Genomic DNA, 20,736 nt, shown 5'->3' on the forward strand with positions numbered 1-20,736 from the left:
AGCCATTCGGCTTTGTGCTTCTTTCTTCGTCCCCGTCTTACGAAAGCGTGGCTTTCGACGCCGGTGCCTAATAAAGAACCCCGCACTTGCGTGCAGGGTTTTGTGAGTGTCGTGACCTCGCCAGGCTTGCCAGACGTAGCTTTAGCGAAGGCAGGATTATTTCATGATCCTGATTTACTCCCCTTTGCAAATAGAAAGTCCATGGGCTGCCGCCCATGTCTTTTCGTTTTACTACACATTCTGAAAGCAAAGCTTTCAATGTTCCGTAAAACAAAAAATCCATCACTTAGGTGATGGACTTTCTGCTTGTAGTGACCTCGCCAGGATTCACCTTCGGCGCATTCTGGCTTTCCCGTAGTCTACATCAAAAGCTGCAGCCCTGCGGTCTGCATGGCCTTCTTCATTCCCCTTCAGCCTGGGAGCGAACTCCCGGCCTCGGAAAATGAAAAAAGCCCGCACTTGCGTGCGAGCTTTTGATGCTTAAGTGACCTCGCCAGGATTCAAACCTGGAACCTTCTGAGCCGTAATTAGGGCTACACCGTCAATGATTACAATGCCTGAAGAGGATAATTATCATTTATCGTACAATTTAAGTACAAAAAATAACGCATTATTTCGGGTGTTTTATAGCGCAATAATTTACTTTATTATAAATGGATTTTGTAGGAAAATTATATTTCAAGGCAACCGCAAATGATATTTCTAATTAAAAAGGCAATTCAGTTTTATCAATAACTTCCTTATAGAGGTAAACACATAAAATTATTGTAGCTGCGGATACATAAATTAGAATAATTACTCTAGGAGACCATAAAATATTACTCTTCATAGGCTTTTTATAATTTTCATCCAGTCTAGCTATTATTTTATCTTTAATTTCTAAACCTCTTTGAAAACTTAAAACAAGTAGAAAGGTAATATTCAAAAACAAGGTAGCGAGAATTACTGTTAACATTTCTTTCTTACTTGATGGGGTTTTAGGAAAGACTTGTTTTAGTTCTGCATTTAAAACATAGGCATCAGCTATAGCATGACTTTTTTCGTTGCCGGTGTAAGTAATTTGCAATTCAACTCCAAAATTAGGATCGAAATAATCCCAGTCCAATATTAAAAACTCTTTAATCTTTTTAATTCGGAAATTACTCAAATTTGGATGTGTCTCATGCGTAATTTTATAATCTAGAATTTTAGCGTCATCTGTAATATAGATCTTGAAGTCTTTTCGTAAGTCTGACTTTTTAATCTCTAATTCTCCGTTGTTCCAAATAACTATACTAGTGACATATACATTATCTACAATTAAGGTCGAATCGTTAGCATAGAGTTTAATATTCGGAGCGGAATTATTTTTGTCAAATATTAATGACGGTTCCTTTTTAATGGCATAAACTGGTTCTCGCTTTTTATCTCCTAGGTAATAACCAATAAAGAATAAAAGGATGGCCACTATTAATCCTGTTATTCCCCAGAAAGTATTCGACCCAAAAAGATTTTTCATGTAATTTGATGTATTGCAAGCACCTCTTACTACTTATTTAAAAATATAACCTTAGAAAAAATATATCATGGAGATCAATTTAAACCAGGTGGATATAATGCATCTGATGCGTACTCAGAAGTACCAAATGCATCCTTTATAAGCTTCACAAAAGTTTAGTAATGTCAATTTAAGTTTAAAAGAATTATATTTTATTTAATGCTGAGTTTAATTTTTCTTTAATTTCTCTCTTAATAAAGGCGTTCCATTTTGGATTTAACTCTAATTGCTCCCTGTGTAAGGTTAACCATTGAATTAATTCATCAAGATCTATTTCTTGAAGCTTTTTAGTAGTTCTTTTATTTTCGTGTAACAGACTTTTTAACTGTGACTTTCGTGATTGTGGGATTTTCCCTCCTGCTTCATAATTTTGGATAGTCCTTACCGCCACTCCAAGTATAGATGCCAAATCATCTTGCTTGAGTTTATTCACTTTGCGATAGTCAATAATTTCTTTTCCAGTTATTTCCATAATTCTAGGTTGGTAACTAATTGTACGGTGGGGAAAAATTAAGGAGTATCGTACAATTTGCGTACAAAATTGTAGAAAATTTACGGTAAATCGTACAATTTGCGTGCAAAAAAATGTAAATTATACAGGGAAAAGGAATAGTGCAGATACTAAAAAACCCCTGTGTTTACAGGGGTTTCGGGTGGTGACCTCGCCAGGATTCAAACCTGGAACCTTCTGAGCCGTAATCAGATGCGCTATTCAGTTGCGCCACGAGGCCGTTTTGGTGTTTCCCGAAGCGACCTTTCAATCATTTCGGGCTGCAAATATATTTCTTTTTACTTTTAGGGCAAAATAACAGCAGCCCAAAAAAATGGATTTTAAGAAATTTGTACGCGATGTCAAGGATTTTCCCACCCAAGGTATTCTCTTTAAGGATATTACCCCTTTACTTAAGAACCCCGAGGCATTGCTAAAAGCCAACGAAGCCATGCTGCAACTTCTGGAAAGCCAGAAAATTGATTATGTGGTTGGAATGGAAAGCCGGGGATTCTTCTTTGCGCCCATGCTGGCGGCGAGGCTGCAGGCCGGCTTCATCCCGGTCCGGAAGAACGGGAAACTTCCCCATGATACCATTACCGCCAGCTATTCCCTGGAATACGGAGACGATACCCTGGAAATGCACACAGACAGTATTAGTAAAGGAGACCGCGTGCTGATCCACGACGATGTACTGGCTACCGGCGGTACGGCAAAGGCAGTATGTGATATGGTGGAGCAATTGGGGGGAGAAGTGGTGCAATGTGTTTTCCTGTTGGAAATAAAATCATTGAAAGGGATAGAAAAGCTCAATGGGTTTAAAGTCGCCTCCTTGATGGAGTTCTAATCCAGTGCCTGGCGTACCACGTAATACCGCCATCCGATTACAGCCATTTGGAATTTACTGGCCTTCGAGAGATCCAGGTTACGCTTACTGTATGACGGCAACAACCACTTGTTGAGCTTTGCCAGCATTTTAAAGAAACTCTTTTTCATATTCACTAATTCGTACATGCAGAAAAACCTTTATCACAGTTCGGATAAAGGTGCTTTCCCTATCGCTAGACTAAAATAACGATTAAAAAGATTAAAAGAGTCAATACTAACTTTGCCAGGGTGATCATACTACTTCTGTTTTTAGGTTATTTATTGGTTTCGGTTTAGAAAATATATAGAAAAGTAAATCCTGGCTCCAAAGATTTTAGGCTTAATCTATGAAACTGCATACATAATTGTAAGTATAAAAATCATAACTATTTTAATATTTACATTATAGTCTTGGTTTAAGTTCTCATATGTTATGCTTAAGTGTGTTTATAGTTTCAAAATGTAATAATCATAGGGGTAATTTTATGTAATTTCACAACATCAAGGGCGAATTCATCATCAAAATCCTGATTTTGATGATTATCATTATGGCAATCTAATTTTTTAGGTATTCTTGTGTATGATGAATTCCCTCTTTATCCTGGCAGGTCTACTGATCCTTATCCTCGGGGGGAACTGGTTATTGAAGGCTGCAGTGGCCCTTTCTCTAAAATTAGACATACCACGGATCGTTATCGGGATGACGGTGGTGTCTTTTGCTACTTCAGCCCCTGAACTTATCGTCAGTGTTAACGCGGCCCTCAACGGCTTCCCCGACCTGGCTCTCGGGAACGTGGTGGGGTCCAATATCGCGAACCTGGGCCTGGTACTCGCTATTACTATTTCACTGGGAAATATAGAGGTGCGCAAAAGCTTTTATACGGTCGACTGGCCCATGGTCATGCTGGCTTCCCTGATGTTCTTCGGTTTTATCTTTTTTGACCGGGAACTGACCCGTGGTGAAGGGACCATCATGCTTGTCAGCTTATTTATATTCCTGGTCTACCTGCTGAAATTCCAGAAAGTGGCCGTTGCCGATAACCTGCTGGAAGATGATATTCCGCTACCTCTTTATAAAATCGTATGGTTCCTCGGGATCGGGGGAACAGCCCTTTGGGCCGGGTCCGAATTGTTGATCAACGGTGCCGTGGGGGTCGCTTCCGCTTTTGGGGTCAGTGAACGTTTAATCGGGATATCTATCGTTTCTGTAGGAACAAGTATCCCGGAATTGGCGGCTTCCGTAGTCGCAGTCATCAAAAAAGAGAAGTCCATATCTCTGGGTAACTTATTGGGGTCCAATATATTTAACCTGTTGGCAGTCATGGGGGTTACCTCGGTGATCACCCCTGTCTACGTCCTGGATGACGAATTGTTGAGGTCTGATATCTTCTGGATGCTAGGATTCTCTTTCCTGGTACTACCCCTGGTATTCCTGCCCAGGGGCCTTCGGCTGGGATGGCGCGATGGTATTGTGCTGATTCTAGGCTATGCTGTATTCCTTTATGTATCATTCCAATAAAAAAACCCCGAGATTTCCGGGGTTTCTTTAAGCTATGATAGTTTCTTCTAATTAACTGACAACAGCCTCTACTTTCGCAGATTTTACAGTTTTGATTATTCGTCCTGCAACTTCGTATGGGTTGGCATTAGAAGCGGGCCTCCTGTCTTCCAACCATCCTTTCCAGCCACTCTCTACGGTGGCAATCGGGATACGGATTGATGCTCCACGGTCAGAGACCCCGTAAGAGAACTCGTTGATTGACTGCGTCTCGTGCGCACCGGTCAGGCGCTGATCGTTGTGTGCACCATAAACCTTGATATGGTCTTTTGCAGTAGGTCGGAATGCCTCGCAGATAGCTTCGTAAACATCTTTACTCCCGGCGGTACGCAGGGTTGTGTTAGAGAAGTTGGCGTGCATGCCACTTCCGTTCCAGTCACCTTTAACAGGTTTCGGGTGCAGTTCTATATAATAACCGTATTTTTCTGTAAGCCTGTTCAGCAGGTAACGGGCCACCCACAGTTCATCCCCGGCTTTCTTTCCTCCTTTGGCAAAATTCTGGAATTCCCATTGTCCAGGGGCTACTTCCTGGTTGATCCCTTCAATGTTCAATCCCGCTTCCAGGCAAATGTCCAGGTGCTCTTCTACGAAGTCGCGCCCCCAGGTATAGCGTCCGCCAACAGAGCAGTAGTACTGTCCCTGTGGACCGGGAAACCCGCCTCTTGGAAATCCAAGTGGAAGGTCGGTTTCGGTATCCATTAAAAAATATTCCTGTTCAAAGCCGAACCAGAAATCATTGTCGTCATCATCAATTTTCGCACGGTGGTTAGAAGCATGCGGGGTTCCGTCTGCATTCAGTACCTCGGTCATAACCAGCCACCCGTTGTTCTTTTCAGGATCCGGGTAGATCGCTACCGGCTTCAACAGGCAGTCAGAGGAACCTCCTTCTGCTTGTAAGGTAGAACTACCGTCAAAGGACCACATCGGGCAACTTTCCAGTTTGCCGTCAAACCCGTCAACTACTTTTGTCTTGCTTCGTAACTCCTGGGTGGGCGTGTAACCATCCAGCCAAATGTACTCTAGTTTTGCTTTACTCATAATACCATCAATTAAATTACATGATGGGTCAAAAATATGTATTTTCATTACATACCTTCGCAAATTATAGGGGTAAATATCAAAAATATCGACATAATTATCAACACCCCCCTTTTTTTTGGGGTGTATTGCGAAAAATTAAATTTCACCCCATTAAAATTGGAAATGCTTAATTTAGCTGGAATCAAAACCATTAAACACATATAGATGTCTAAAATCAGATACGAAGCCATACAGGAAAGTTATAACCGGGAAAAAATTGCGGATCGGCACGATGGACGCCGATCCGAGATTTTCGGATCCCATGTTTTCAATGAAAGTCGCATGCGTCAGTTCCTGACCAAGGAAGCTTTTGAAAGCGTTAAAGGGGCTATGCACTCCGGGAATAAGATCGATCGTAAAATGGCAGACCAGGTGGCCGAAGGGATGAAGTCCTGGGCTATCAGTATGGGGGCGACCCATTATACCCACTGGTTTCAACCCCTGACCGGGGCAACTGCAGAGAAGCACGACGCTTTTTTTGATATGGATTACGACGGGAGAGCACTTGAAAAATTCGGTGGAGGCCAGCTGGTACAACAGGAGCCGGATGCTTCCAGTTTTCCTTCCGGGGGGATCAGGAATACTTTCGAGGCCAGGGGATACACAGCCTGGGATCCTACCTCACCGGCGTTTTTGTATGGAGATACCTTATGTATCCCTACCATTTTTGTAGCCTATACGGGTGAAGCCCTGGATAACAAGGCACCTTTATTGCGCGCGTTGAGTGCCGTAGATGAGGCTGCAACGGCAGTCGCTAAATATTTTGATAAGAACGTAAGCAAGGTCACTGCAACCCTGGGATGGGAACAGGAGTATTTCCTGGTGGATAAGGCCCTTGCGAATTCCCGCCCCGACCTGTTGCTAACCGGCCGTACCCTTGTAGGGCACCTGGCCGCTAAAGGGCAGCAATTGGATGATCATTATTTTGGGGTGATTCCCAAGCGTGCGCTGGAATTCATGAAGTCGCTGGAGCTGGAATGTATGAAACTGGGTATCCCGGTAAAGACTCGTCACAACGAGGTGGCGCCAAACCAGTTCGAGCTGGCCCCGGTCTTTGAAGAAGCCAACCTGGCCGTGGATCACAACCTTTTATTGATGGACGTGATGGACAAGGTAGCAGACCGCCATAATTTTAAGGTCCTCTTTCACGAAAAACCTTTTGCGGGAATCAATGGTTCCGGGAAGCACAACAACTGGTCCCTGGCAACAGATACCGGTACTAACTTATTAAGCCCGGGTTCTACGCCAATGAAGAACCTGCAATTCCTGACCTTTTTCGTAAATACGATCAAAGCAGTAGATACATACGAAGAACTATTACGTTCTTCCATTGCATCTGCCAGTAACGATCACCGCTTGGGAGCCAACGAAGCACCGCCGGCCATCCTTTCTATATTTATCGGTACGCAATTAAGTGCGGTACTGGATGAATTGGAGGGTGTCTCCCAAGGGAAGTTATCTCCTGAAGAAAAAACGGAGCTGAAACTGAACGTGGTGGGTAAGATCCCCGATGTACTACTGGATAATACAGACAGGAACCGTACTTCTCCCTTTGCTTTTACGGGAAACAAATTCGAAATGCGGGGGGTAGGCTCCAAGAGCAGCTGTGCCAGGCCCATGACCATTCTGAACATGATCGTGGCTAAACAGTTGCGATTATTTAAGAAGGAGGTGGATTCGCTGATCAAAAAGAAGAAACTGAAAAAGGATGAGGCGATCTTTAATGTGCTCCGTGAGTATATCAAATCGTCCAAGCGCATTCGTTTTGACGGGGATGGGTATAGTGACGAATGGGAAAAGGAAGCCGAGCGCAGGAAGCTCAGTAACAACAAGACTACGCCTTCGGCGCTCAAAGTATTGACCAGTAAAGAGAGCATAGACCTTTTTGACGAGATCGGGGTGATGAGCGAGACCGAGGTCCGCGCCCGCCACGAGGTGGAGCTGGAGACCTATATCTTCCAGATACAGATAGAGGGCAGGGTGTTTACTGAGCTGGTTTATAATAATATAATTCCTTCTGCGGTAGAATACCAGAACAAACTGATCCGCAACGTGACCGGTTTAAAGGAGATCTACGGGGCAGCCCACAAGAAGGTGTCTGAAGGGCAGCTGGAGATCATCGAGAAGATAGGGGAGCATATTTCAGAACTGAAAAAGCATACCGATGCGATGACTGATGCCAGGAGGCGTGCCAATACTATGGATGACATCCACAAAAAGGCCGATGCCTACTGTGAAACGGTAAGGGGGTATTTTGACGACATCCGTTACCATGCCGACCGACTGGAACGAATCGTAGAGGATAAATCCTGGTCTCTGGCCAAGTACCGTGAGTTATTATTCACCCGCTAGTGTAGAACTAAGCCTACATAGAAAATAGTATAAAAGCCCCTTTATTAGGGGCTTTTTCCTGAGGTTTAGCTTAAGGTTAGTTTAATATGAATTTTGTGTTATGTATAGGATTAACTGATTGTTTAGCGAATTCTCAAGATACCACCTCTTAAATTAGAGATATATCAATTTTTAGTATCGAGTATGCAGTTCATCGAGCAAACCCGACCTTTTAACAATTATTAAGAAAAATAGATTCTATTCTCTAAAAATTTTTTCAATTTCATGTCCGTTAGCGAAATGGAGATCCTTAAAGGACAGGCCAGAACTAACATTCCAATTGCACCCCACGCAATCTTAATTTAAAGGAACAACCTATCTATGCCCGGAGTTCACCCAAGCACTCCGGACCCTACTTCGTACAGCTATAGTAACCTATATGACCGATCGGTCTGCTAGGTATATTATGTCGACAGCTGATGCCCGGGATCCGGGACCAACCCAACCAAAGCTCCCCCGCTTGTAACAATCAAAAGCTCCCCTGCTTTTAGAAGTGTATTTTAACCTTTAAACTCTATATATTATGAAAAAAGTGATGTTAAGCGCAGCAGCGCTTATGATCGGGGGACTTGCCTTTGGGCAGGTTACGAATTCGGCCGGAACGGCTCCGGATGCCACTCCTGTGCCGAACCTGTCACTGGATGGGGATGCCAATACTGGGCTGTCGATTCAGAACGGGGATGATAACCGCGTACGGGTGCGGCAGGCTGGAACGAGCCAATCAGCCAGGACTACCCAGGATAACGGAGCAGGAACAGGTGGTAACCTGGCCTGGTTGATGCAAACCGGGGAAGTACAGGCGGCCAGTGGCGTAGGCAACGAAGCTGAGGTACAGCAATCCGGTACGGCTAATGAATCCTTTACAAAACAAGAGGGAGATTATAATGACGCTTTTACGGCCCAGGGACAGAATAATGATGCGAGTTCCGGGAATAAAGCGCGGATCCGCCAGGGAACCGGTCAGCAGGCCCAGGATAACTTCGCCGCCATAGAACAGGATGGTGATGATAACATAGCTTTCACTAGACAGACTTATGACAATAGTGAAGCCTGGACTCGTCAAGTTGGAAATGAGAACAAGTCTATGATTCTTCAGGATGCCGGGCCTAATCAGACCGATGGGCATTCTGCTTTTAATCACCAGGAGGGTGATAGAAATGAGTCTTCAATTGATCAGAGTGGTCTTGGAGGAAGAAATACGGCTACAGCTTATCAAATAGGTTTTGATAATCAGTCTAAACAATTACAAGTCACTTCAGCGCCTTCTGGTTCCAGTGGAAATCGTGGGTCAGTAAGTCAAGGTACTTTCTTTGAAATTCCTTCCCTAAGTCAATTTGCTTCAGACATGCTTGCTTATGATCCTCAAGCTAACACAGTGTGGTTTAATCCTCCTACTGCGGGTAATAAGGCAAAACAGACCCAGTATGGAGAAAATAATGGGGCAGAAATAGCCCAGTGGGGTGGTGATGTCGACGCCAGTAATTATGCAGAACAATTACAGGATGTTGGGTCTTCCGGAAATGATGCTGTTATATTTCAGGGACATCACTATACCGGTGAGCCTTCCAATTATGCCAAACAATACCAAACGGGTGCAGACAATAGGGCTGGGCTAACGCAAACTGGCTCAGCTAATAAAGCTCTGCAAGATCAAAGAGGAGATGAAAACGAAGCTTTATCCTCGCAGATGGGATCAGAGCATCTTTTGAATATCCATCAAAGGGGTAATCTTAATTTTGGGACTTCTGTTCAACATGGCGCAGGAAATGCTGCTTTATTGGTGCAGCATGACGGACAAAGTTATAGTATAGAGCAAAATGCGGGATTGTTTGCATTAGACAGATCTGCCGGAGGCAATCAAGCCGATATCCTGCAAATGGGTCCTAACGGTGATTTTGGAGCCGGAGCAATTCCATGTGAATTTGACGAACCGATGAACTTAGATATGACTTATGACGTTCCACCAGTAGTCATTGAGGATATTTGTGATGACTGTTAGAATTATAGAGTGATGCCATAAGCCCCATCCCTGGGGCTATGGCTTTCTATTCTTTAAGGAGCACAGCAAGTGCTCATCCCTCATTTAAAAAAATAATAAGATGAAAAAATATATACTCAGTGCATGTGCACTTATGATCGGAAGCCTTGCCTTTGGGCAGGTTACGAATTCGGCCGGAACGGCTCCGGATGCTACTCCTGTGCCGAACCTGTCACTGGATGGAGATGCCAATACTGGGCTGTCGATTCAGAACGGGGATGATAATCGCGTACGGGTGCGGCAGGCTGGAACGAGCCAATCAGCCAGGACCACCCAGGATAACGGAACAGGAACAGGTGGTAACCTGGCCTGGTTGATGCAGACGGGTGAAGTCCAAGCAGCCAGTGGCGTTGGCAATGAAGCTGAGGTACAGCAATCCGGTACGGCTAATGAATCCTTTACAAAACAAGAGGGAGATTATAATGACGCTTTTACGGCCCAGGGACAGAATAATGATGCGAGTTCCGGGAATAAAGCGCGGATCCGCCAGGGAACCGGTCAGCAAGCCCAGGATAACTTTGCGGCTATAGAACAAGACGGGGATAATAACATTGCGCACACCCAACAAACCTATGATAATAGTGAAGCCTGGACCCAGCAAAATGGAACTGGGAATAAGAACATGATTCTACAGGATGCCGGGCCTAATCAGACCGATGGGCATTCAGCCTACAGTTATCAGGATGGTAGTGAGAATGAAACGGCTATCGATCAAAGCGGAGCCGGGGGCAGGAATACTGCTTTCGCACGTCAGGTAGGTAATAATAACCAGATCAAGCAATTACAGGTGACTTCAGCTATTACTGGGAATCCTGGTAATACGGCTACGGTAATCCAAGAATCATCAACATTTTCTGGAAATCCTGATTTACCAGTTATTGAGGATATTATTGGCAATATTCCAATTCCATATGATGTTATTTCCTTCCCTACTGCTTCCAATAAGGCCAAACAAACACAATATGGAGAAGATAATAACGTAGAAATGATTCAGAATGGCGTTGATAACTACGGAGAGCAAGAACAACTTTCTGGATCAGGAAATGTAGCAGGGCTTGGTCAATCGGGTGGCAATAATTATGGAAAACAAAGTCAATCAGGAGATGATAATTATGCCGGTCTAATCCAGGTTCTTGGTTGGAGTGGTGGAAATAAAGCATTACAAGATCAACAAGGTGATGGTAATATTGCTTTATCTTCTCAATATGGTAATGCTCATTTACTGAATATTCATCAGCGAGGGAATCTTAATTACGCTAATACCAGACAAGAAGGTGCTGCCAACGCAGCATTAGTTGTACAACATGATGGTCAAAGCTATAGTGTTGAACAAAATGTAGGCATTGGAATTTTCAATACATCTGCAGGGGGCAATCAAGCCGATATCCTGCAAATGGGCCCTGACGGGGACTTCGGTGCCGGAGCAATTCCATGTGAATTTGACGAACCGATGAACTTAGATATGACTTATGACGTTCCACCAGTAGTCATTGAGGATATTTGTGATGACTGTTAGAATTATAGAGTGATGCCATAAGCCCCATCCCTGGGGCTATGGCTTTCTATTCTTTAAGGAGCACAGCAAGTGCTCATCCCTCATTTAAAAAAATAATAAGATGAAAAAATATATAATTAGTGCTTTTGCACTCGTATTTGGAACCCTGGCCTTTGGGCAGGTGACCGTAGATCCGCCGGGGCCCGCACAGGGTACAGCGCCCGTGGCAACAGCAGTTGCTAATCTTTCTGGAGATGCCGATGCCAACACCGGCCTTTCTATTCAAAATGGAGATGATAACCGTGTCAGAGTACGCCAGGCCGGGACTAACCAGTCGGTTTATACAAACCAGGATAATGGTGCCGGTCTAGGGGGAAACCAGGCCCGTGTACGCCAAACCGGGGCAGTCAGTGCTGCCAGTGGGGTTGAAAATCTTGCGGAGGTGCTACAGAGTGGTACCACGAACCAGTCTACTACCCGTCAGGAAGGAGATCGCAACAACGCGGTAACCCGGCAGGGGCAGAATAATCTTACTAGTATCGATAACAAGGCCCTTATCAGACAAGGTGTTGCCAACCAGGCCGAGGATAATTATGCTGCTATAGAGCAAGATGGAGCTCGTCACCAGGCCACTATTCAGCAGACCTGGGATAACAGCGATGCCTGGACGCGTCAAAGGGGAAGTGCTAACAAATCAATGATCCTGCAGGATGCTGGACCGGAGAATTCTGACGGTCACGAAGCCTGGAACCGGCAAATTGGTAATCGTAATGAATCGTTTATAACCCAGGAAAGTGCGGGCGCCAGGAATCTTGCCAGTACCCAGCAGATCGGTAATGATAACCAGGCCAAGCAAATGCAGAATTCTACGGCAGGGGTAGGCGGAGATGGTCATTACGCAGCTATCGAACAAGGGGCAGTTTTATCGCCTCATGTTCCCTTTGTAGATTTTATTGCAGCTGTCGGAGCCCCTCTTCTTGATCCCAACATTGATCCTTTCTACGCCGGTCAATCTTTTGATCGATCTGTCGGCGCTAAGGCTAAGCAAACTCAAAATGGTATTGGTCAAAATGCTCAAATAGTGCAGTGGGGTGGCGCTGTTGACGCCAGTAATTATGCAGAGCAGGAGCAGGATGGTGCATATAATACTGCCGGTATTTTCCAGGATCACCCGGGAACCGGTGCGGATAATTATGCCAAACAGGTCCAGGATGGGGCGGTTAATTTTGCCGGGATCTGGCAGGATGGATCAGGCAATAAGGCCTTACAGACACAAACTGGATTTTTAAATATTGCCGGTTCTACACAGGTAGGAACAGGAAATATGGTTAATACTCACCAGTTCGGTGACTTTAACACTGCTTATACCGCCCAAAGGGGAGATAACAATGCAGCCCTGGTGGTGCAGTATGACGGTCAGAGTTATAGTGTTGAACAGGGGTTATTAGGACCTTCTTCCGGAAACCAGGCAGATATATTACAGCTTGGGCCTGATGGAGATTTTGGGGCAAGTGGCGTAGATTGTTATTTTGATGAACAGATGAATCTGGATATGGATTATACAGTTCCGGATTTTGATCTTGAAGATGTATGTCCTGATTGTTAAAATGTTACGGGAGACCGGAATATTAGATTAAAGGTGCGAGAAGGGCGATACATTGCCCTTCTTCCCCTTTTCTGAAAACAGAATTTAATATAACTTACAGTATGAAAAGTTTACAGTTTTTTACAGCAGTACTTTTCCTTTTTTTTCTGTCACATCAGTGTCTAAGCGCACAGACCTATAAAGATGACGATGATGAAGAAACTGATGACCTGGAGCTGCAGCAAACCTCTCCTGAGGTGCTGGGCCTGCTGGGTATCAACACGGAAACCAATCCCAGGAATGAACAATTACAGGGAAACAGTGTTTTCCTGAGGCAGGTCGGGGAATTTAACCAGGCCGCCATTCTCACCAATACGGAAGCCAGCGAAATTAAAGTACAACAGAACGGGGACTTTAACCGGACCGGTTTGTTTTATAATACAAAAACAGCATTTGCAGATCTGCAGCAGAATGGGGATGCTAATACGATCCGGGATTTTGTGATCGATCCCACTGCGGATATTTCACTGGACCTGATCCAGCAGGGCGATGGTTTATATTTTGAACGCTTTGGCTCTAACAGCCTGACCGAATCCCTGCAATTTCGTCAAACACCGGCTTCACCGGTAGTGATCATCCGTAGCTTTCAATAAGTCGCCAAAGACAAATGGGAAAGAATCATTACATAAAACAATTAGCAAGCATCATTTTTATGATGCTGCTTTGTTCTGTAGCCCATTCTCAATTTTACAATAAGGAGGTCAAGGCAAAGATCCTGGTAGAACAGAACAGTGAATTCTACACTTTTAAGGCCACTGCCGAAAATATGACCCCTTCAGATTACAACCTGCGCTATGATTTCATGGTGTTCCGAAAAGATGAAAAGGGCAATACCTCTAAATCTAACCAGGAGAATCGATTTTACCTTAAAGCCAACGAAAAATTGATCTTATCCACTACCGCGATCAACTACAATGCAGATGGTAGGATCATTATCGTCCTGGTGATCTATGACCAGGATAACAATCCCATCGGGCAAGACCGCCTGGACCTGGCTAAGGGCGGGCGGACCCCTGAAAAAGATATGATCCCGGAGGAAGTGGAACCGGTATCCCAGGACCAGGCCAAGCCCAACGATGGTTTTGTGCTGGGCGGATTGGTTATCGAGAATACTATCACCAAAGCCGGGCGCGACTTCTACCGCTATTTTTACAGTGATTACTTTAACAGGGGCATTAAATCCCAGACGAATATCGCTATAGACGAGGTTCCCGGCAGGGGGAGGACCACCATGATCAGCGTAAAAGTAGGCGATCAGTTGGTATGGCGCTTCTTCTCACAACCCAGGAAGGATTTTTTGAAGAAAATGGCCGGCATCGCCATGCAACGATCCCTGCGTCAATTACAGCGATTAGCACAACAAAAGGAAGAATTTACCAGATATTGATATTATGAAAAAACTCAGGTCTTTTTTGATTTTGGCTTGCCTAGGTAGTACGTCCATCATGGCAGCCCAACAACTATCCTACGAGCCGCTGAACCCGGCTTTCGGGGGCAACAATTTTAACTACAACTGGATGCTCAGTTCGGCTACCGCCCAGAACCAGCTGAAAGCTCCGACAAATCCCAGGGAACAGCAGAGCGACCTGGAGCGGTTCGGGGAAAACATCAACAACCAGGTGCTCAGCCAGATCTCACGCTCCCTATTACAGCAACAATCCGATGCCATTGGTGGTTTTACAGAACCGGGTACCTATACCTTTGGAACCCTGAATATAGAGGTTTTCCAGTCTGATGAAGGATTGGTGATTAACATCCTGGATACGGCCACCGGAGAACAGACTCAGGTAATTGTCCCAAATTAAAAAACAACCTATGATACCAACCAAACGACTCGGCGCTCTCGCCGCGGTATTCCTTTTGTACAGTTGTGGTGCTTTTTTTAACCAACCCCTGGATCGAACCGCTGCGCGGGTGGGGGAGGCCAGCCGTAGTACCAGCCTGTTAAAACAACTCCCGCCTGCACAGGAACCGGTAGAGGTGGCCGTCTATAATTTCAGCGACCAGACCGGGCAGTACAAAGCCATTGAGAACGGGAGCACCTTTAGTACCGCAGTGACACAGGGAGCAACCACCATCCTGATCAAAGCCCTGGAAGATTCGGGTTATTTTATCCCTATAGAACGGGAAAACCTGAGCAACCTCTCCACCGAGCGTAATATCATCCGGAACACCAAGCAGGAATATATCAAGAACCTGAATCCGAATGAACCCCCCTTACCTCCTTTACTGTACGCAGGATTATTATTAGAAGGCGGGATCGTTTCCTATGATACAAACATCATCACCGGCGGTGTGGGAGCTCGGTATTTTGGGGTAGGCGCTTCGTCCCGCTACCGGCAGGACAGGATTACCATTTATCTGCGCGCAGTTTCTACCAGTAACGGGGAGATCCTGAAAACGGTCTATGTATCCAAAACCATTCTTTCGCAGGCTCTGGATGCCAACTATTTCCGCTTTGTAAAGTTCCAGCGACTGCTGGAGGCTGAGACCGGGATCACCCAGAACGAACCGGTTCAACTGGCCGTACAGGATGCTATTGAAAAGGCAGTCTACGACCTGGTCGTAGAAGGAATCCAAAAAGGCTATTGGGCTTCTAACCAGGGCAGGGATATTGATCAGCAGCTGGTGAACCGGTATTTTAAAGAAAAAGAAGAAGTGCAGTCCATCGAGTTATACAACCGCATCATGCGTAAGAAACCGGCCAATATGATCAGTGCTGTGGGCGGGGTAACACTCATGAACGGGGATTATGCTAAGAAGAACCCGGGCTATATGATGCGCTTTGAATACCAGGCCGGGTTAAACAAGTACCTGAGTTTTGGCCCTTCCTTTTCATTCCTGGAACTCAATAACGGGGAACAGTTTTATAACCAGTTCCTGCAGCTGGATGTCAATGGTCGTTTCAATGTGTTACCCGATGATAATTTCTCGCCATACCTCTATGGGGGTGGTGGGCTGGTGCTGGAAGCAGGTACCAATAAGGACCTGGAAACTTCATTTCCATCTAATTTCTACAAAGTGCAGTACGGTGCCGGGATCCAATGGGATCTCTCTGAGAACTGGGGGATGAACCTCTTTGCAGAGCACAATTACATGTTTACCGACGAACTGGACCACCAGGTGCAGGGAAAACGGGACGATGCCTATTTCAATTTTGGCCTGGGACTCAATTATTATTTTGACCTGGGTAATAAGAATAAATCCAAATCTAAAGCAGTACAGCAAAATGAAAACTAAGAAACTCTATATCGTATTAATTGCCTTGGCAGCCATCTATAGCTGCACCGAGGACACCCTGGATGAAGAACGTAAAGGATTTATCAAAGGAACAGTAATAGACAAAGAGACAGGTGCAGCCCTGGATAGTGTAAAGATCACTACCAACCCGGGGTCTACCACGGCTGTCACGAATAATAAAGGGGAATTTGTACTGCGGGATATCCTGGTCGATGATTACTCGGTACAGGCCGAACGGGAGACGTATACTACCGCGTTCGAGGCAGCAGCGGTCACCGAAGGAGATACGACAATCGTGGCCTTCGAAATGACAAAATCAACGGATACGAATAAGGCTCCTGCAGTTCCTAAACTGGTCTTCCCGGAAGATGGAGCGGAGGAACTGGGGCTGGAGGTAGAATTTATCTGGGAATCTTCCGAAACGGATAACGATGAACTCACTTATACCCTGGAACTGCGAAATGGCAAGACCAACGAGATCGAAAATTTCGAGGTGGTCTCAGATACCATGCTGGTTGTGGATAACCTGAAACTGGCAACAAATTATTTCTGGGAAGTCTCGGTGAGCGATGGTACGGCCGACCCCGTCACTTCTTCGGTAAGACAGTTTACGACCCTGACTTCGCCCGATAACCCTTACCTGGTGGTGAAGGAAATAAATGGAAATAACGTTATTTTCTCAGGGAACGAGGACCCCTCCCCAGAAGGTGAACCGAATAGTAACCTGTACCAGCTGACCGAAGAGACAAAAAACAGTTTCCGACCCAGGCGGAATAACGAAATAAATCGGATTGCCTTCCTGCGCACCTTAGGAGCGGAAACCCATATTTTTACGATGCAGGAGGATGGCAGTGATGTGCAGCAGGTGACCAGTACCATCCCTGTCGCCGGCTTTAATCTGAAATACCTGGATTTTAGCTGGGCCAACTCCGGGGGCTCTATTCTCTATCCTAACTTTGATAAATTATACAGCATCAATCCCAATGGCGGGGCTACTACGATGATCTACCAGACCCCGGACGGTTCATTGATTTCAGAGGTAGACGTGGCAGAGCTGGACCAGGATTTGCTGTTGATCAAAACCAACGATCTCAGTGGCTACAATGTGCGGATCTTCACCTACCGACTGTCTACGGCTTCAGAAGAAACCGTAGTGCTGGACAGCGTGATGGGCGGTGCCGGTAGTGTGGATATTTCAGCTAATGGCGACAAGATTCTTTACAGCCTGGATACCTCGGGAGCACAGAATTCGATCTACCGTATGTTCTCCAGCCGATTGTTCATCTATTTTACGGCTACGGCTATCGTAACCCAGGTAGAAACGGATGTAGTGAACGGGGAAAACGACTTTGATGCGCGCTTCTCACCTTCTGAGGGTGCCGTCATCTTCACCAGGGCTGCAAATAATACCGGGGCTGTTCCTACGGTCTTTAAGCGGGATTTTGACACTTCCCAGGACGATGACGAACTATTTACTGAATCTTATATGCCGGACTGGCAGTAACAATAATTAACCAACCCATGCAAGCTGTGCTCCATTGCCGGAATATTTCCGCGCTTTGTTGCACAGCTTCTTGCATTTAGGCTATTTTTGCCAAAAACTACACCATGGGATCTTCAGACAGCCAGCGATATAGCCAGAGGGGCGTTTCCGCCTCCAAGGAAGATGTGCACAATGCGATCAAAAACATTGATAAGGGACTTTTTCCCAAAGCGTTCTGCAAGATCGTGGCTGATGAGCTTACCGGCGACCCGGGCCACTGCCTTGTCATGCACGCAGATGGCGCCGGAACCAAATCTTCCCTGGCCTATATGTACTGGAAGGAGACCGGGGACCTCTCCGTCTGGAAAGGGATCGCCCAGGATGCGCTGGTGATGAACCTGGACGACCTGCTCTGTGTAGGAGCCACCGATAATATCATGATGTCCTCTACCATCGGCCGGAACAAACACCTGGTACCCGGGGAAGTGATCTCGGCCATCATTCAGGGCACCGAGGAACTGGTGGAAGAACTTAAGGCACATGGGGTGACTATCCACCTGACCGGGGGCGAGACCGCCGATGTTGGAGACCTGGTGCGAACCATTATTGTAGACTCTACCGTTACCGCCCGCATGCCGCGCAGCCGGGTGATCGATAACGCCAATATCAAAGCCGGGGATGTCATCATCGGCCTGGCTTCATACGGGCAGGCCACCTACGAATCTGAATACAACGGCGGGATGGGCAGTAACGGGCTTACTTCTGCCCGCCACGATGTCTTTTCAAAATCCCTGGCCGAAAAATACCCGGAGAGTTATGACCCAGCCGTGCCGGAAGACCTGGTCTATTCCGGAAAAGTAGGGCTGACAGACAAGGTTGAAGGGGCTCCCCTGGACGCCGGGAAACTGGTGCTCTCTCCAACCCGGACCTATGCACCCATCATCAAAAATATCCTGGACCGCTTTGACCAGCGTGATATCCACGGGATGATCCACTGCAGTGGCGGCGCACAGACCAAGATCCTGCACTTTATAGACGCACTGCATATTGTAAAAGATAATATGTTCCCTGTACCTCCGCTATTTAAGCTGATCCAGCAACAATCCGGGACCGACTGGAAAGAGATGTACCAGGTGTTCAATTGCGGCCACCGGATGGAATTATATGTAAACCCCGATGTGGCTGATGAACTGATGGCCATCTCGGAAAAATTCGGAGTGGCTGCACAGATTGTCGGCCGAGTTGAAAGCTCACCGGTAAAGAAACTCAGCATCCGCAGCGAATACGGTAATTTTACCTACGAATAGCTTTTCGTTCAACAGTATACGATTTTATAGATAGCCCCGTTCTCCATTAAGACGGGGCTTTTACTTTTAAAAATAGTTGCTATGGAACGTAAAGAATTTTTAAGATCACTGGGTGCAGGCGCTGCCTTTGCCCTGATATTTCCCTGTGTACAGGGCTGCTCCAAGGACGAGGATGGTCCTGCCGTGCCTACGGGGATCGACTTCACCATCGACCTGGATTCTGAAGAAGGTCAGGGCCTGCAGAACAACGGTGACTTTATCCTGAAGAACGAAGTGGTGGTGGTCAAAAACCTGCAGGGCAATTTTATTGCCGCGAGCCAGATCTGCAGCCACCAGCAGACAGACCAGGTGCGTTTTATTGAAAGTGAAGGGGGCATATTCCGATGTTTTACCCATGGATCCGAGTTTGATCAGCAAGGGAGGCCGCTCAATACTATTACCAGCAATCCCCTGAAAATCTTTAAGACTTCCCTGGAAGGCAATATCTTACGGGTTTTTGAGTAAGTAATCCACTTTATTTTATATTTGCTGATTCACACCGGTACTTGGCCGGTCACAAAAATCGTCCCCGTGCCCCGGATTTTCTTACTCTTCATTTTTATCCTTTCCGGATTGCCGGCCCATGGCCAGCAGGAAGAATTGTTATCGGTCACTCGGAAAGTGCCTTTAATGGGCAGCGATTTTGAAATTACAGTCCTGGCCGAAGATGAATCCATCGCCCAGATCAATATACAGGAAGCTATCGACGAGATCAGCAGGATAGAAGCCTTGATCTCTTCCTGGAAAGAAGATTCGCAAACCTCCTTGATCAATACCAATGCCGGGGTACAACCGGTAGTGGTTAGTAAAGAACTTTTTGAGCTCATCCTGTACTGCCAATCCCTGGCCGAGCTTACACAGGGAGCCTTCGATATCACCCATGCCTCGATGAACAAGTTGTGGGACTTTAACGAAGCACAACACTATCTACCGGCAGCCTACGAGATCGGGGAAGCTGTGAACAAAACTGGGTTCAGGAAAATTGTCCTGGACCCGGATACCTACTCGGTCTATCTCCCGCTCCCGGAAATGAAGATCGGCTTTGGAGCCATAGGGAAGGGGTACGCTGCGGATAAGGCCAAGGCCCTGTTAAAAGAAAAAGCTGTCCCGGCAGGCATGATCAACGCAGCCGGGGATATCACCACCTGGGGGACCAGGGCTACCGGTGAAAAATGGCTGATCGGTATAGATGACCCCCTGGCCAATGGCAGCCTGCAGAACTGGATCCCCTTGGTTGAATCCTCGGTCGCCATTACCGGGACCCAGGAACGTTATATCTGGGTGAACGGGGAGAAGCTGAAAGACATTATCGATCCCAGGAATGGGCAGCCGGTTCGTGGACTGGCCAAGGTGACCGTTTTCCATAAGGATGCAGCATTCGCGGACGCCCTTTCCACAGCCTTCTTTGTATTGGGTCCGCTTAAAAGCCTGGGGCTGGTCAATGACCTCCCCGGCACAGAGGCCATCCTCCTCGATGAGGCCGGCCGTGCCTTTTACAGTACGGGGCTACTGACCCGCGAGCCCTAAATTTCATTTCCGCGAAACATCCATAATCCGTGTTAAAAT

18 protein-coding genes and 1 tRNA gene are annotated in these 20,736 nt (G+C 46.2%); 14 read left to right on the forward strand and 5 right to left on the reverse strand.

Going from position 1 to position 20,736, the window contains the following annotated elements; translation table 11 throughout:
- Positions 1–706: 706 nt before the first annotated feature.
- The 3 genes from PP178_RS12840 to PP178_RS12850 form a co-directional block, all read right to left on the reverse strand.
- The gene (locus PP178_RS12840) at positions 707–1,498 is read right to left on the reverse strand and encodes a hypothetical protein (RefSeq protein ID WP_272594758.1); all 792 of its coding nucleotides are present in this window, start codon (positions 1,496–1,498) and stop codon (positions 707–709) included.
- A 184-nt stretch (positions 1,499–1,682) separates the two neighbouring features.
- Positions 1,683–2,009, reverse strand: a complete 327-nt coding sequence (locus PP178_RS12845; RefSeq protein WP_272594759.1) for a helix-turn-helix domain-containing protein — start codon at positions 2,007–2,009, stop codon at positions 1,683–1,685.
- A 182-nt stretch (positions 2,010–2,191) separates the two neighbouring features.
- A tRNA-Arg gene (locus PP178_RS12850) sits at positions 2,192–2,268 on the reverse strand.
- A 93-nt stretch (positions 2,269–2,361) separates the two neighbouring features.
- On the opposite strand from PP178_RS12850, the gene PP178_RS12855 reads away from it, so the two are divergent.
- Positions 2,362–2,874, forward strand: a complete 513-nt coding sequence (locus PP178_RS12855) for an adenine phosphoribosyltransferase (RefSeq protein WP_272594760.1) — start codon at positions 2,362–2,364, stop codon at positions 2,872–2,874.
- Here PP178_RS12855 and PP178_RS12860 read toward each other — a convergent pair.
- Positions 2,871–3,023, reverse strand: a complete 153-nt coding sequence (locus PP178_RS12860; RefSeq protein WP_272594762.1) for an SsrA-binding protein — start codon at positions 3,021–3,023, stop codon at positions 2,871–2,873. The two genes, PP178_RS12855 and PP178_RS12860, sit on opposite strands and share 4 nt — an antisense overlap.
- Before the next feature lie 451 nt (positions 3,024–3,474).
- Here PP178_RS12860 and PP178_RS12865 point away from each other — a divergent pair, with 451 nt between their 5' ends.
- Positions 3,475–4,413 carry a calcium/sodium antiporter gene (locus tag PP178_RS12865; RefSeq protein ID WP_272594763.1) on the forward strand — a complete coding sequence of 313 codons (939 nt, stop codon included), beginning with the start codon at positions 3,475–3,477 and terminating at the stop codon, positions 4,411–4,413.
- Between the two features lie 51 nt (positions 4,414–4,464).
- Here PP178_RS12865 and PP178_RS12870 read toward each other — a convergent pair whose 3' ends face one another.
- On the reverse strand, positions 4,465–5,490 hold the full coding sequence (locus tag PP178_RS12870; RefSeq protein ID WP_272594764.1) for a glutamine synthetase beta-grasp domain-containing protein: 1,026 nt from the start codon (positions 5,488–5,490) through the stop codon (positions 4,465–4,467).
- A gap of 207 nt (positions 5,491–5,697) precedes the next feature.
- On the opposite strand from PP178_RS12870, the gene PP178_RS12875 reads away from it, so the two are divergent.
- The 12 genes from PP178_RS12875 to PP178_RS12930 all read left to right on the forward strand — a co-directional run bounded on the left by PP178_RS12875 (position 5,698) and on the right by PP178_RS12930 (position 20,697).
- Complete coding sequence (locus PP178_RS12875; RefSeq protein ID WP_272594765.1) at positions 5,698–7,884, forward strand: glutamine synthetase III family protein; 2,187 nt, start codon at positions 5,698–5,700, stop codon at positions 7,882–7,884.
- 562 nt (positions 7,885–8,446) lie between these two features.
- On the forward strand, positions 8,447–9,922 hold the full coding sequence (locus tag PP178_RS12880; protein ID WP_272594766.1) for a hypothetical protein: 1,476 nt from the start codon (positions 8,447–8,449) through the stop codon (positions 9,920–9,922).
- Between the two features lie 100 nt (positions 9,923–10,022).
- Positions 10,023–11,477, forward strand: coding sequence for a hypothetical protein (locus PP178_RS12885; protein ID WP_272594767.1), 1,455 nt, complete (start codon positions 10,023–10,025; stop codon positions 11,475–11,477).
- Positions 11,478–11,577: 100 nt separating this feature from the next.
- The gene (locus PP178_RS12890; protein ID WP_272594768.1) at positions 11,578–13,062 is read left to right on the forward strand and encodes a curlin; all 1,485 of its coding nucleotides are present in this window, start codon (positions 11,578–11,580) and stop codon (positions 13,060–13,062) included.
- Between the two features lie 101 nt (positions 13,063–13,163).
- Positions 13,164–13,694: a hypothetical protein gene (locus PP178_RS12895; protein ID WP_272594769.1), complete on the forward strand. Its 531-nt coding sequence runs from the start codon at positions 13,164–13,166 to the stop codon at positions 13,692–13,694.
- A 14-nt stretch (positions 13,695–13,708) separates the two neighbouring features.
- Positions 13,709–14,488 (forward strand): CsgE family curli-type amyloid fiber assembly protein, encoded by a 780-nt coding sequence (locus PP178_RS12900; protein ID WP_272594770.1) that lies wholly within the window; start codon positions 13,709–13,711, stop codon positions 14,486–14,488.
- Positions 14,489–14,492: 4 nt separating this feature from the next.
- Positions 14,493–14,906: a curli production assembly/transport component CsgF gene (locus tag PP178_RS12905; RefSeq protein ID WP_272594771.1), complete on the forward strand. Its 414-nt coding sequence runs from the start codon at positions 14,493–14,495 to the stop codon at positions 14,904–14,906.
- Between the two features lie 10 nt (positions 14,907–14,916).
- The gene (locus PP178_RS12910) at positions 14,917–16,341 is read left to right on the forward strand and encodes a CsgG/HfaB family protein (protein ID WP_272594772.1); all 1,425 of its coding nucleotides are present in this window, start codon (positions 14,917–14,919) and stop codon (positions 16,339–16,341) included.
- Positions 16,331–17,845 (forward strand): carboxypeptidase-like regulatory domain-containing protein, encoded by a 1,515-nt coding sequence (locus tag PP178_RS12915; protein ID WP_272594773.1) that lies wholly within the window; start codon positions 16,331–16,333, stop codon positions 17,843–17,845. Before PP178_RS12910 ends, PP178_RS12915 begins: the two co-directional genes overlap by 11 nt.
- Before the next feature lie 104 nt (positions 17,846–17,949).
- The gene (locus PP178_RS12920; protein ID WP_272594774.1) at positions 17,950–19,131 is read left to right on the forward strand and encodes an AIR synthase related protein; all 1,182 of its coding nucleotides are present in this window, start codon (positions 17,950–17,952) and stop codon (positions 19,129–19,131) included.
- Positions 19,132–19,212: 81 nt separating this feature from the next.
- The gene (locus tag PP178_RS12925; protein ID WP_272594775.1) at positions 19,213–19,635 is read left to right on the forward strand and encodes a QcrA and Rieske domain-containing protein; all 423 of its coding nucleotides are present in this window, start codon (positions 19,213–19,215) and stop codon (positions 19,633–19,635) included.
- A gap of 66 nt (positions 19,636–19,701) precedes the next feature.
- Positions 19,702–20,697, forward strand: coding sequence for an FAD:protein FMN transferase (locus PP178_RS12930; protein WP_272594776.1), 996 nt, complete (start codon positions 19,702–19,704; stop codon positions 20,695–20,697).
- The last annotated feature ends 39 nt before the right edge of the window (positions 20,698–20,736 follow it).

This window comes from Zeaxanthinibacter sp. PT1, from assembly GCF_028464225.1.
GTDB lineage: Bacteria > Bacteroidota > Bacteroidia > Flavobacteriales > Flavobacteriaceae > Zeaxanthinibacter.